Source organism: Pseudomonas sp. BF-B-26, from assembly GCF_019956495.1.
Lineage (GTDB): Bacteria > Pseudomonadota > Gammaproteobacteria > Pseudomonadales > Pseudomonadaceae > Aquipseudomonas.
In genome coordinates this window covers 30,869-43,490 of sequence record NZ_JAHBDP010000044.1, presented here as the reverse complement: position 1 = coordinate 43,490, position 12,622 = coordinate 30,869, and the positions used below count along the sequence as shown (strand labels likewise).

Annotated in this window: 10 protein-coding genes; 6 read left to right on the top strand and 4 right to left on the bottom strand. The window is 58.7% G+C overall.

What is annotated here, in order from left to right:
• Positions 1-180: 180 nt before the first annotated feature.
• Together KGB03_RS03335 and KGB03_RS03330 are read right to left on the bottom strand one after the other, a co-directional pair.
• A complete protein-coding gene (locus KGB03_RS03335; protein WP_223526336.1) occupies positions 181-2,592 on the bottom strand; it encodes a glucose/quinate/shikimate family membrane-bound PQQ-dependent dehydrogenase in 2,412 nt (803 codons plus the stop codon).
• Positions 2,593-2,806: 214 nt separating this feature from the next.
• Entirely contained in the window at positions 2,807-4,189 is a 1,383-nt protein-coding gene (locus KGB03_RS03330; RefSeq protein ID WP_218538333.1) for a carbohydrate porin, read from the bottom strand.
• A 400-nt stretch (positions 4,190-4,589) separates the two neighbouring features.
• On the opposite strand from KGB03_RS03330, the gene KGB03_RS03325 reads away from it, so the two are divergent.
• Positions 4,590-4,820, top strand: coding sequence for a VF530 family DNA-binding protein (locus KGB03_RS03325; protein ID WP_111452034.1), 231 nt, complete (start codon positions 4,590-4,592; stop codon positions 4,818-4,820).
• Positions 4,821-4,822: 2 nt separating this feature from the next.
• On the top strand, positions 4,823-5,479 hold the full coding sequence (locus tag KGB03_RS03320) for a Pr6Pr family membrane protein (protein ID WP_223526335.1): 657 nt from the start codon (positions 4,823-4,825) through the stop codon (positions 5,477-5,479).
• 125 nt (positions 5,480-5,604) lie between these two features.
• On the opposite strand, the gene KGB03_RS03315 is transcribed toward KGB03_RS03320, so the two are convergent.
• Together KGB03_RS03315 and KGB03_RS03310 are read right to left on the bottom strand one after the other, a co-directional pair.
• Positions 5,605-6,390 (bottom strand): siderophore-interacting protein, encoded by a 786-nt coding sequence (locus KGB03_RS03315; protein WP_223526334.1) that lies wholly within the window; start codon positions 6,388-6,390, stop codon positions 5,605-5,607.
• A complete protein-coding gene (locus KGB03_RS03310) occupies positions 6,387-6,962 on the bottom strand; it encodes a PadR family transcriptional regulator (RefSeq protein WP_192410264.1) in 576 nt (191 codons plus the stop codon). The genes KGB03_RS03315 and KGB03_RS03310 overlap by 4 nt, the downstream gene beginning before the upstream one ends.
• 507 nt (positions 6,963-7,469) lie before the next feature.
• On the opposite strand from KGB03_RS03310, the gene KGB03_RS03305 reads away from it, so the two are divergent.
• The 4 genes from KGB03_RS03305 (at position 7,470) to KGB03_RS03290 (ending at position 12,607) form a co-directional block, all read left to right on the top strand.
• Positions 7,470-7,946, top strand: a complete 477-nt coding sequence (locus KGB03_RS03305) for a CS1 type fimbrial major subunit (protein ID WP_192410265.1) — start codon at positions 7,470-7,472, stop codon at positions 7,944-7,946.
• 107 nt (positions 7,947-8,053) lie between these two features.
• Positions 8,054-10,576 carry a CS1-pili formation C-terminal domain-containing protein gene (locus KGB03_RS03300; RefSeq protein ID WP_223526333.1) on the top strand — a complete coding sequence of 841 codons (2,523 nt, stop codon included), beginning with the start codon at positions 8,054-8,056 and terminating at the stop codon, positions 10,574-10,576.
• A 4-nt stretch (positions 10,577-10,580) separates the two neighbouring features.
• Complete coding sequence (locus KGB03_RS03295; RefSeq protein WP_223526332.1) at positions 10,581-11,801, top strand: hypothetical protein; 1,221 nt, start codon at positions 10,581-10,583, stop codon at positions 11,799-11,801.
• Positions 11,802-11,860: 59 nt separating this feature from the next.
• On the top strand, positions 11,861-12,607 hold the full coding sequence (locus KGB03_RS03290; protein WP_192410268.1) for a molecular chaperone: 747 nt from the start codon (positions 11,861-11,863) through the stop codon (positions 12,605-12,607).
• Positions 12,608-12,622: the final 15 nt, after the last annotated feature.

Here is a 12,622-nt window from a genome sequence, read left to right as displayed (position 1 = left end):
CACTGTGGGAGCGAGCTTGCTCGCGATGACGGAGTGTCAGACGACATCAATGTCGGATGTTAGGCCGCTTTCGCGAGCAAGCCCGCTCCCACATTTGTTCAGCAGTGTGGCAAAAAATAGCAGGCACAAAAAAGGCGACCCCCTCGCAGGAGTCGCCTTTCCTTTAACCGCCGCTAAAACTTACTCGGACAGTTTGTACGCAATCACATAGTCACCTTGCTTGGTGCCCAGCGACCCATGACCACCTGCAACAACGAGCACGTATTGCTTGCCGTCCTTGCCGGTGTAGGTCATCGGCGTGGTTTGCGCGCCGGCTGGCAGGCGGCCTTCCCACAGTTGCTTGCCGTTTTTCACGTCGTAGGCGCGCAGGTACTGGTCGAGGGTGCCGCTCAGGAAGGCCACGCCACCGGCAGTGGTGAAGGTGCCGCCCAGGCTAGGCACGCCCATGCTCAGCGGGATCGGAACCGGTGAGCTGTCGCGCACGGTGCCGTTTTTGTGTTTCCAGATGATTTTGCTGGTGGTCAGGTCGACCGCTGTCACGTAACCCCAGGCCGGTGCCTGGCACGGCAGGCCCAATGGCGAGAGCAGGGGTTCGAGGATGACGCCGTAGGGCGCGCCTTTGTTCGGCTGCACGCCTTCGGTTTCGCTTTTACGCGGGCCTTGGGCAGCGATTTCGGCGGCCGGGATCAATTTCGATTTGAACGCCATGTAGTCCGGGTTCATGAAAGCGATCTGACGCACCGGGTCAACCGAGATACCGCCCCAGTCGAACACGCCGAAGTTGCCTGGATACACGATCGAACCTTGCAGCGATGGCGGCGTGAACGGGCCGTCGTAGCGCATGGATTTGAAGCCGATCCGGCAGATCAGTTGGTCGAACGGTGTCACGCCCCACATGTCGCGTTCTTTCAGCGGCGGCGGCATCAGGTTCAGGTCGGATTTCGGTTGGGTTGGCGAAGTGTGATCACCTTCGACAGCGCCTTGAGGCACTGGCACTTCGTTGATCGGTACGATCGCTTTACCGGTGCTGCGGTCCAGCACGTAGATGCTGCCTTGCTTGGTGGACGCGAGTACCGCTGGCTTCACGCCGTCAGCGGTTTTCAGGTCCATCAGGGTTGGCTGGCCGCCGACGTCCATGTCCCACAGGTCATGGTGGGTGAACTGGAAGTGCCAGCGCACTTTACCGGTGGCGATGTCGAGGGCGGTCAGGCCGGCGGCGTGCAATTCCGATTCAGGGGTGCGCGCACCACCGAACTGGTCCGGGGTCTGGTTGCCCATCGGCAGGTAAAGCATGCCGAGTTTTTCGTCGACCGCGAACATGGACCACATGTTCGGCGAGTTGCGGGTGTAGATCTTGCCTTCGGCAATCGGCGTGGTGTCGTCCGGGTTGCCGCTGTCCCAGTTCCACACCAGTTTGCCGGTGTGCACGTCGAACGCGCGGATCACGCCGCTAGGCTCGTCGGTGGAGACGTTGTCGGTGACGTGGCCGCCAATCACTACCAGGTCTTTAGTGACCGCTGGAGGCGAGGTGGAGTAGTAACCGCCCGCCGTGAAGCCGCCGATGTTGGCGCGCAGATCAACCTGGCCCTTGTCGCCGAAGTCTTCGCACATCTTGCCGGTGTCGGCGTCGAGGGCGATCAGACGGGTGTCGGCAGTCGGCAGGAAGATCCGGCGTGGGCAGACGCTGCTGACCGGCGCAGGGTTGGCGGTGCCGGTCGGGCTTTGTTCGGACGCATAAACGGCGTCATCGTGATAGGTCACGCCACGGCAGGTCATGTGTGCCCAACCCTTGAAGTTCGCCGCGTTTTGCGTGGAGAGCTTCGGATCGAAACGCCAGATTTCCTTGCCGGTGTCCGGGTCCAGCGCGATCACCTGGCTGTGCGGCGTGCAGACATAGAGCATGCCGTTGACTTTCAGCGGGGTGTTTTCAGCCGTGGTTTCACCCGGGTCGTTCGGCCCTGGCAGGTCGCCGGTGCGGAAGGTCCAGGCCGGAACGAGTTTGTTCGCGTTCTGCGGGGTGATCTGGGTCAGTGGCGAGTAACGATCGCCATGGGCGCTGCGGCCGTAGGAGTTCCAGTCACCGTCGGGCATGGCCGGGGCGGTGTTGGTCATGCCCGGCACGCTGTCGCGGTCCAGTTGGCCTTTGATTTCACCCGGGTGGGTGAACAGGCTGGCCAGCGCGGCGATACCCGCGATGACCACGGCAGCGCTCAGTACACCGGTGCCGACCGGATTGAACTCACCGCTGCGCAACGGGCGACGAAACCACGGCAGTAGCATGACGATCCCGAGGGCAAAGAGCAGCGCCAGACGTGGCACCAGTTGCCACCAGTCCAGGCCGACTTCCCACAGTGCCCAGACCGTACTGGCGAACAACACCACGGCGTACAGACTCAGCGCTGCATAACGGTCGGCAATCAGCAGCACGCCGGTCAGCGCCAGGCCGATACCGGCCAGCAGGTAATACAGCGAGCCGCCGAGCATGCTCAGCTTGATCCCCCCGGCCAGCATGGCCAGGCCCATTAGCAGAAGCAGGATACCGAGCAGGCTCGGCAGCAGACGGCTTCGACTCAAAGCACCATCAGTGCTCATAGTGTGGTTCTCCGTGACGTTTTAAGTAGTCCCGCGCAAGTTCACTGTAGATGATGATCCGGTGCGGGCAGGGTTCAGATAAAAACTGTTGGGTTGACGCATTACCCTGTGGGAGCGGGCTTGCTCGCGAAGAGGCCATCACATTCAACATCCTGGTTGCCTGATAGACCGCTTTCGCGAGCAAGCCCGCTCCCACAGGGGTTTGTGGTGTTGGTTAGAACGACGACTGGATCTTGATCCCGCCAATCAGCGCGTCATCGACCTGGTCCACGCCACCGGGGTGGCGGATGTATTGCAGGTTCGGGCGCACGGTCAGCCAGTTCGTGACGTGCACGCCGTAATAGAGTTCGGCGCTGTATTCAGTGTCCTGCGGTGGCAGGAAGGACGGGTCGTTGTAGTCGAACACGGCGCGGGCCTGATTGGTCGCCTCGGCGTTCTTGCGATAGGCCGGGTTGACGTGGACGCGAGCCAGGGCGAAACCGATGTCGTCCCTGGCGCGTGCATCGAACAAGCCTTTGTAGACGACGCCTGCCTGGACATAGTTGTCGATGGCGTTGGTCTTCTTGTCGTGCATCGTGCCGTTGGCGAACACGCTCAGGCCGCGGGAGTTGTCGCTGGCGCGGCTGGTCAATTGCTGCTGCACACCGAGCCACACGCCATGTTTGCTCGACGCACTGCGGTAAGCCTCGCCACTCAGGGCGGCCGGCTGACCGTTGCTGTCCTTGTATGCGTCGGTGGCGTTAGCACTGCTGTAGTAATAGCCGGCGCGGTATTCACCCGGCAGGCCGTTGAGCTTCGGCGACCAGACCAGTTCCACCGGCAGGATCGCACCCTGGGTGCCACTGCCGCTGAGCTTGAAACCATTGTCGCGATCAAGGTTCGACGGGTTCTGCTCATAGGCGCCAATTTGTGCATAGAGCTCAGGCGTCAGGTGATATTTGACCCGCATCGCCCATTGGCTGACCGGCCAGTTGTACCAGATACCACCGACCCAGTTGCCGACCTGCGAGCCGCAGAACGCCAGGTTCTGGAAGTCGCAGGGGAAGCTGTTGAAGTCTTCGCCTTCGCCGAAACGGCCGACTTTGATGTCGAGCTTCTGATCGAAGAATTTCTGCTGATACCACATCTGCGTCAGGCGCCAGGTCTGGCCACGGCCCCAGACTTCCTGAGCCGAGGTGAATCCGCCCACACGCGGATCATTGATGCGGTCGTTGCTGATGTTGTTGCCGTTGCGCTCGGTGATGGTCAGCTGAAATTCGGCGTCGTCCCAGCCCAGAATCTTCTGCAGGTCCAGGTGCGTGCCGAGGCCAAACTGATCGCTGTAGCGAGCGGTGCGGTCATGGTCGTAACCGCCGTGCAGATTGCTTCCCATTTCGCCGGTGTAATCGACTTTGAAGTCGTAGCCTTTTTCCGAAAGTTCGGTGCGCGTGCCGTTCCAGTCGCCGAGCATCCACGGCGACTCACTGTCGAAAGCCGGAGCGGCCTGGGTGCAAGTGGCGAGGCCCAACGCGGTGAATCCGCCGATCAGGTTCAGGGCTTTTCGATGAGCAATAGGGGTGCAGACAGCGCTGTCTCGCGGAGTTGGGAAGTCGGACATATAAGTAGAAATTCTGATCTTTTTCTGGGGGTGAACTGAAGGCAACGAGATGGATCGGGCAGTGAAGCGTTTCAGCTTAAGGGCGGCAGGATAATGATCTGTTACAAAGAGAGAAAGCGCTTTTACTGACATGCAGCTTTTCGGAATTGGTAACAGTGCATTAACCGGCAAAAAAATGCACAACCTGTAGGAGCAAAGCTTGCTCGCGATGGCGCCGGCTCAATCCAACATCTATGTTGACTGGCAAGACGCCATCGCGAGCAAGCTTTGCTCCTACAGGGTTCTATTTGCTCCTACAAATCGCTGTCGTTGGCCTACAGTTAACTGAGTCCTTCCCCCCATCGAAGCCCTCGGCTAAGGTGCGCGGCTTCTTTATTCTTTCTTCGCGCAAAGGCCCGGCATGACCGAACAGAACAACAACCCGCTGCACGGCGTGACGCTGGAGCAAATCCTCAACGCCCTGGTTGATCACTACGAATGGTCGGGGCTGGCCGAGCGCATCGATATCCGCTGTTTCAAGAGTGATCCGAGCATCAAGTCGAGCCTGACATTCCTGCGTAAAACCCCGTGGGCGCGGGAGAAGGTCGAGCGCTTGTACGTGAAGTTGATGCGCACCAAGCGCCCGGTCTGAGCATGGTTAGCCTCTCGACGCCGGGGTCTGCCGCGAGGCGTCGTTTTGTGGCCGTGGCGGCGGTGCTTGGCTGGGCGGGACTGAGCATTCAGCTGTACCTGATTTTCTACTCACGCTGGACGCTGGCGGCCAGCCTGCTCGGTGGGCTGGTCAGCTTCTTCAGCTATTTCACCGTGCTGAGCAATACGCTGGTGGCGACCGTGCTGACGTGTGAGCTGACATCCCGCGAGTCGGCGACGCGGCGCTGGTTTTTGCAACCGTGGGTGAGTAGCGGCATTGCCGTGAGCATCGCTGTGGTCGGCCTGGGGTACAACGTGTTGTTACGCCATTTATGGCATCCGCAAGGCTGGCAATGGCTGGCCGATGAGCTGATGCATGACGTCATGCCGTTGCTGTTTCTGGCGTATTGGTGGTGCTGTGTGCCGAAAGGCGCGTTGCGACTGCGGCATATCGCTGCGTGGGTGATCTATCCAGTGGTGTACTTCGCGTATTCGTTGTGGCGCGGACATCTGCTGGCGGTTTATCCCTATCCGTTCATAGATGTCGAGAAGCTGGGTTATCCACAGGTGTTCATGAATGCCGGGGGGTTATTGGTAGGGTTTGTGGTGATTGCCTTGTTGGTGGTGGGACTGGATCGCTGGCGAAAACCAATTTTATAAACGCCAAAAATCCCCTGTGGGAGCGGGCTTGCTCGCGAAGGCGGTGTGTCAGTCATATCAATGCTGAATGACACACCGCCTTCGCGAGCAAGCCCGCTCCCACAGGGGGATTTTCGCTGAGGTTGTCACTCTTCGTCGCTGTCATCCAGTCGCCAGTAACCCACGGCTTTGACGAGCTTTTCATCCAGCCCGTGCTCATCCAGCAACACCCGGCGTATCTGCCGCGACATTTTGCTTTCGGTCGCCACCCAGGCGTACAGGTTGCCGCTGGGCACTTGCAGTTGTTTAACGGTGTTGAGCAAGTTGTTCTTCCCGCCTTCGCGCAAGACCCAGATCACATTCACCTGCGCAGCGCTTTCCAGCTTCTGTTGCTCGGCACCGTTCTCCACTTCGATGACCGCCAGCACCCGGCGATTGGCCGCCAGGCTTTCCAGGCGTCGAGCGATCGCAGGCAGGGCGGTTTCGTCACCGATCAGCAAGTAGCTGTCGAAGATGTCCGGCACGACCATCGAGCCCCGTGGCCCGCCGATGTGCAGGAATTGGCCGGGTTTGGCTTGCTCGGCCCAGGTCGAGGCAGGGCCGTCGCCGTGCAGCACGAAGTCGATGTCCAGTTCCAGCGTGTTCAGGTCGTAACGACGCGGTGTGTAATCGCGCATGGCCGGCATCGGCTGATCGGTTTTGCCGGCACCGAGCACCAGGGTTTCCAGCGCCGCTTGTTCCGCCGCGGTTTGTGGAAACAGCAGTTTGACGTGGTCGTCCGTGCCGAGGCTGACGAAGCCTGCGAGTTCCGGTCCACCCAGCGTGATGCGGCGCATGCGCGGCGTCAGGTCGACTACCCGCAACACTTCCAGACGACGGCGTTTGATCTCGTGGCTGACACGGTGGATGGTTTGCACGATCACTTCGGTCATTCGGCTTGCTCCTGAGCGGGTTGAACGACAGGGCCATCGACGATGGCTTTGGCGGTGTTGTTGAGCAGGTCGCGCACCCGCAGGATTTCTTCCGGGCTCCAGCGGCCGTGATGCATCTGCAAGGCATGACGCAAGTTGTGCACTGCTTCGTGAATCTCGGCGGGGCGATCATGGCCGCGCAATGAGCGCTTGCTGACTTCGATGCGCATCCGCACACCATCCAGTGCGATCGCCTGATCGCTTAATGACAGACGTCCGGCCTCGGTGATGGTGTAGCGTTTTTTCCCGCCCTCGGCGTCGCCCAGGATCATTTCGCTTTCTTCAAGGAAGGTCAGGGTCGGGTAGATCACACCGGGGCTGGGGCAGTAGGCGCCGTCGAACATGCTTTCGATCTGGCGGATCAGGTCGTAGCCGTGGCAAGGCTGTTCGGCGATCAGCGCCAACAGCAGCAGTTTCAGGTCACCGGGGGCGAAAACCCGGGGACCGCGTCCACCGCGTTCGCGGCCGGGGCGTTTCTCGAAGCCGTCGTGGCTGTCACCGTGTTCACGGTGGGGGGAATGATGGTCTCTCATTTTTTGCTTTCTCTCGTCGTGTTTAGATACAACTTAAGATATATCTTAACGAGAGCGCAAGGACTCCCGACCAGTGGCCACCCCGAGCGTCGCGTCGGGTCGAAGCCTGCAATATCAAAAAAATGGTGGTTTTTAATTCAGTGAAAAGCCGGAAATTAGTGTTAACTCTCTAATGTTATGTGCGTGCCTAATGTTTGCTGGGTATGTAGTGTTAGTCCTACAGAAGTGACTTCCTTAATATCTCGTTGTTATCGCGGATAGAGCAAGAATTGTAGTCTGTGTCTTACAGCCAGACAGTCACTTTTATGTTATTTCAGGTTTTTTCTTTCCTCGCTAATGCACTCTGGCTACGCGGTTGTCGGAACTTGCCTGCTTACTTTCAAGAATAATTGGCCGATCATCTTTCGGCGTTGAAAGTTCATCTGGATAAAGGGGCTGCTCGTGACGGTTCCACTTATCCAGTAACTTTCAACGAATCGATTATTTTAAAACGACAGGTACTGACTAATGTTCAAGAAAATCGCGTTTGCTGCTCCTTTGGCTGTTCTGGCACTGAGCTCCTCGATGGCGTTTGCCGCTACCGAGGCCAAGCACTCCATCAACATTGTGGCCCACGTTCCGGCCGACGATTTCTACGCGGTGCCGGTCGATGCGGACCTGGTCAACAAGGACCAGGACATGAGCTACAACCCGTCTACCGACTCCATGAGAACAGTTGACGGGCACTTTGACGTGCTGCACACCGCCGGCAAGGTTCACGCCCGCCTGGAAGGCGTGCCGAAGCTGATTGCCGGTAACAAGACCATCGACCTGAAAGTGGAGCTCAACGGCAAAACGCTGACAACCACTTCGCAGGAAGTTGTTGGCGAAACCGAGTCCAACGTCCGCTATCGCGCACCGTTCAAAATCAGTGCAACAGGCGGCAAGCCTGATGCAGGTGATTACACCGGCGTTGTCCTGCTGGTAGTTGAACCTTCCGTCTAAGTAAGACTCGCGGCAGAACGTTTACTTATTCAAAGTAACGTAACCGGTCGGCAAACATTCGGTTTGTCGGCCGGGTTTTGACTTCCTTGTAATCAGAGTACTTGTTCATGTTCCCGATGACGCCCATCGCGGCAGCGCTTGCGTTGCTGTTATGTAGCAGCGCATTTGCGGCGCCGACTTCTATTGATAATACCCCCAGAAGTTTGCTGGCCCAGGCCAAGGGTCTGCCGGCGGATTTCGAGGAGCATTTCTTCGATGTGCCGTTGGCCGTTCGGGTCGAGCTCGATCAACAGCCCCTCGGCGAGGCGATGATTGTGTTGTCCCGCGACGACCGGGTGACGTTGCTCGATTTCACCGATACCAGCGAAAGCCGCTTCGACGCCAGTGAGCGCCAAACCTGGGCCGATGTGCTCAAGCCCGGCGTGGCGCTGGGCGCCTGTACCGGCCAGTGCCCGGAACAGATGCTGGCGGTTCACTACAACCTGGAAAGCTCATTGCTGTCGATCGTCACCGAAAATGCCGAGCGCGACACTCAAGCCAAGCGTTTTTACGAACAGCCCGAAGGCGGCAGTAGCGGCTTGATGGTGCGCAACCAGCTCAACCTCAACGGCGGCCAGGATCAGGATCTGGGCGGGCGTTTCGGCCTCGAAGCCAGTGGTAGCCTTGGCAACTGGAGCCAGACCATCAACATGCAACTGGCACGTCTTGGCGGCCCGGACACCAAGACCTACCACGCGGTGCATGAGCTCTACACCCAGCGCGAACTGCAAGGCAGTTTTTTTCGACTGGGTTATTTCACCCCCAATTCCGAAGGCCTCACTCGTCAGCCGCGCTCGTTTGGCACCAGCCCTGATATCGCCGTGGGCGTGATGTACGGCAGTTCTGACAGCCTGGCGATCGACAGCCCGAAACCCAGTGTTTATCCGATTTATGTCACCGCCAATCGCCAGGCCTCGGTGGAGATTTTTCGCGATGGTTTACTGATCAACACCCAGTCAGTCCCGGCAGGTTTGCAAACCCTTGACACCCGGCCATTGCCCGGTGGTATTTACGAAGTGGAAGTGCGATTGATCGAAGACGGTCAAATCACCTCGACCACCCAGGAACTGATCTACAAACCGATCAACTGGCGCAATCTCGATGAGCGCTGGCGCTACAACCTGTTCGCCGGGCAGGAAAACAAACTGCTCAGCAACTGGGATCAACAGAGCGACGGTGACGCGACGGCGGGAGCTGCGATCAATTACCTGCTGCATCCTCGAGCGATTCTAGGGTTGTCGGCACGTCAGGTCCGCAACACGCTTCAGTACGGCAGTTCCATCGACTGGAGCCTGGCCAACAGCATCAACCTCTACGCCAATCTGTACCAAACCGAGGACCACGGCAGCGGCGCCGATCTGCAAGCACTCTACAACTATGGTTCCGGCAGCCTGGTAGTGAGCCATAACCGCAGCTGGCTCGACACCACCAACACCTACGACACGTTGCCCGACGGCACCCGCGTGCGCCAACGTAACGTGTTCATCGGCGAGACCAGCAATTCATCGCTGGCATTGAACCACCGGATCAGCCGCAAAAATTCGCTCAACGCGCGGGTGTTTCACAGCGACGGCAACGTTGAAGGCGTCGGTCTGGATCTGGGTTGGACGCAACGCATGACGCTGCTGGGCAGCGATGCCAACTGGCGACTGTCGCTGTTCGATCGTCCGGGCAGCTACAGCAGCGGCGATGCGCGTAATCGCGGGGTTGATCTAAGCATCAACATGGCATTGGGCGGACCTGGCCAGCAGGTATCCGGCAGCATCGGCTCGCGTACGGCCCGTGACGGCAGCCGCGACAACAACGCGTCACTCGGTTACCGCAAAGACCTGCAAGACCATGTGCTGCAAAGTGTCTCGGTAACCGCGCTCACCGACACCTACGGCGTCGGCTTGTCGAGCCTGACGAACTTTCGCACCGATGCGATCAACGGCGACGGTTTTGTTCAGCGTTCATCCTTCAATGGCAACTTCACTGGCGGCGTAAACCTCGACAGCACGGTGGTCGTTGGTGGTCAGCGCATGGCCCTGACCAGCCAGCATCAGGGGCGCGGCGCCGGGATGATTGTCGACATCGAGTCCGATATCGACGGCATCGCCCTGCGCGCCGACGACCTCAGTGGCGGCAGCGTGGCGTTGCGCCCGGGGCGCAATTTCATTCCGTTGACGGCCTACAGGAACAGCTCGGTGAGCTTTGATTTCGAAGGCAACCATGTGCCGGCGGCGAGCATCGAACCTTCCCGTACCCGCTATCACCTCAACAAGGGCGGCGTGGATTATCGCCAGGTGCGGGTGATGAAAACCCTGACCGTGCTCGGGCGCTTGCTCGACGCACAAGGAAAGCCGCTCAAGGGGCATCACGTGATCAACCATGCCAGTCGTGGGGTGACTGAAGTCGACGGGTTTTTCTCGATGGAAATGAACGCCGGTTCACCGACCCTGGAGGTGCGTTACGCCAATCAGCTGTTGTGCCGTTTCCGCCTCGATGCCAATCGTCATCGCAGTGAAAACAACGTGTTGATGATCGGTGATCTGCAGTGCACGCCGGACACGCTGGCTGATGCCAGTTCCTTTGATCAGAAGGCAGGTTGAAGCCATGAAAATCTCTACTATCGGCCTGGCGCTGGCGATGACGCTGGTGGCTCCATCGGTCGGGGCGGTTAATCAGGAGATCCGGGCGCTGTTCACCCCCGATCCCTCGCAGCCGCAAAAAAACGTATTCATCAACAAGACCCCGAACAGCGGCTATTGCGCGACTTACCCGGACCAGTGCCAGGACAACAATATGTTCAGCATTCGTTTGCCGATTCGCTTCGGACCGAGGGCAAACATCGGGCGTCTGGATCTCATCCCTGTGAAAGTACCGGCCAACTGGCGGCAACTGACGGTGACGAACAGGCAAACACTGGAAACCGAAACGGTCGAGGTGCGCATTACCGGTGTTGGTTCCGAATACGTCCTGAGTCATTCGGCCGCCAGCCTGGTCGGTGTGACAGACATTCTCGAGGGACATCAGAAACTGTGGTACGGCAATAGTTGGGTATATGCGCCACCTCCTTGCGAGTACAGCGGTGTCGGGGCGTATACACCCAATACTTATCGATTCTTCTGGAAAACCCCGATTGAGGCGGCCTGCAACAAAAGAACCTACTTTGCTATCCCGCACATGTCCTTCGACACTCTGGATATTGCCTATGAACTGCGCACGCCCAACCCGCTGGGAATGTCGAGCGGGCTCTATACCGGTTCGATGACCTATCGGGTCGGCCCAGGCGCCGATTTCGACTTGGGAAGCATGCCTGCGAACGACAGTAACCTGACCCTGGACTTCGTGCTCGACGTACAGCACACCCTCAAGGTCGATATCCCTCCTGGCGGGGAAAAAGTCCGTTTGACCCCGGCAGGTGGCTGGCAAAGCTGGTTGCAGGAAGGGCGCAAGCCTGTACGGCTGTTCCGGGATCAGAGTTTCAATATCTCGGCGTCGACGCGTTTCAAAATGCACCTGGAATGCGAAATCGCCATAAACCCTTTCGAGTGCATGATCCTGGACCGAAAGACCGGGCGTGCGGTTGAGGTGCAGGTCAGCACCACACTGCCAAATGGCCTGACCGACCTCGCCGGCCAACCGGTCAAGCAACGCCGGCTACGTACCGGTGCAGCGAATGCCCAGCAGTTTCAACCGAGCTTTTATGTGGAAAGGCGTCCAGGCGTACTGCACTTCGAAATTCCATCCAGTCAGATGGGTTTCATGCTCAGCCCCGGTCAGGCGGGCTACTACGCCGGCAACGTCACGGTGATCTGGGATTCGGATCTTTGATGGGCTGCGTATCGCCAGGTGCCATCCGTGTTGTGTTCAATGTCATGAGGTTCAAGGGTATGAAACGTCTGTGGTTGCTGTTGGGTTTGAGCGGTTTTTCATTGGGTCTTCAGGCCGGGCCGCAGATTAACGTCGGAACGGTTTACGACTATCTGGATGGTGACAAGAGCACCTACCTCAAGCGTGTGTTCAACCGCGGTGACAGCACCGCGTTCGTCAAAGTCAACATCCTGGAGATCCTCTACGACGACGATGGCACGTCCCGTGAAGTGCCGGTCAAGACCCAAGCGGATGAGAGTGGCCGTGATGGCTTGATGGCCAGTCCCGCGCGCTTGATCGTGCCGGCCAATGGCATGCAAGGCACACGCTTGCTGCTGATGGGCAATCGGGACACCGAACGATATTTTCGCGTGCGCTTTGTGCCGGTGGTGCCGGAAAAGGAAGACGACTTTGCGGTGTCCAGCGAGGAACGTGATGAGTACAAAAAGAATCTGTCGGCGGGGGTCAACGTCATGACCGGGTTTGGCACGGTGTTCTTCGTGCGGCCAAAGGACACTCGTTTCGACAGCGTGATCAATGACGCAGCCGAGCGTTACACGCTGCGCAATAACGGCAATACGGTCGTAGTGGTCGACGAGTTTCGCAACTGCTCGCTGAAGGATGAAACCGAGTGCGAGCCGACTACCAAACACCACATCCTCGCGGGCAAGACGTTCGAATTCGAGAAAAAGCCCGGTCGCGAGTACCGCTTCACTCTGGTCGAGGGCAACGCGAAAAAAACGCTGCGCATCGCCAGCAAGCAATGAAGAGGTGATCGGTGA

Bases quoted from the DNA above. Each gene is read 5' to 3' on its own strand.
- KGB03_RS03335 (WP_223526336.1), bottom strand. From the start codon at position 2,592: ATGAGCACTGATGGTGCTTTGAGTCGAAGCCGTCTGCTGCCGAGCCTG.
- KGB03_RS03330 (WP_218538333.1), bottom strand. From the start codon at position 4,189: ATGTCCGACTTCCCAACTCCGCGAGACAGCGCTGTCTGCACCCCTATT.
- KGB03_RS03325 (WP_111452034.1), top strand. From the start codon at position 4,590: ATGACCGAACAGAACAACAACCCGCTGCACGGCGTGACGCTGGAGCAA.
- KGB03_RS03320 (WP_223526335.1), top strand. From the start codon at position 4,823: ATGGTTAGCCTCTCGACGCCGGGGTCTGCCGCGAGGCGTCGTTTTGTG.
- KGB03_RS03315 (WP_223526334.1), bottom strand. From the start codon at position 6,390: ATGACCGAAGTGATCGTGCAAACCATCCACCGTGTCAGCCACGAGATC.
- KGB03_RS03310 (WP_192410264.1), bottom strand. From the start codon at position 6,962: ATGAGAGACCATCATTCCCCCCACCGTGAACACGGTGACAGCCACGAC.
- KGB03_RS03305 (WP_192410265.1), top strand. From the start codon at position 7,470: ATGTTCAAGAAAATCGCGTTTGCTGCTCCTTTGGCTGTTCTGGCACTG.
- KGB03_RS03300 (WP_223526333.1), top strand. From the start codon at position 8,054: ATGTTCCCGATGACGCCCATCGCGGCAGCGCTTGCGTTGCTGTTATGT.
- KGB03_RS03295 (WP_223526332.1), top strand. From the start codon at position 10,581: ATGAAAATCTCTACTATCGGCCTGGCGCTGGCGATGACGCTGGTGGCT.
- KGB03_RS03290 (WP_192410268.1), top strand. From the start codon at position 11,861: ATGAAACGTCTGTGGTTGCTGTTGGGTTTGAGCGGTTTTTCATTGGGT.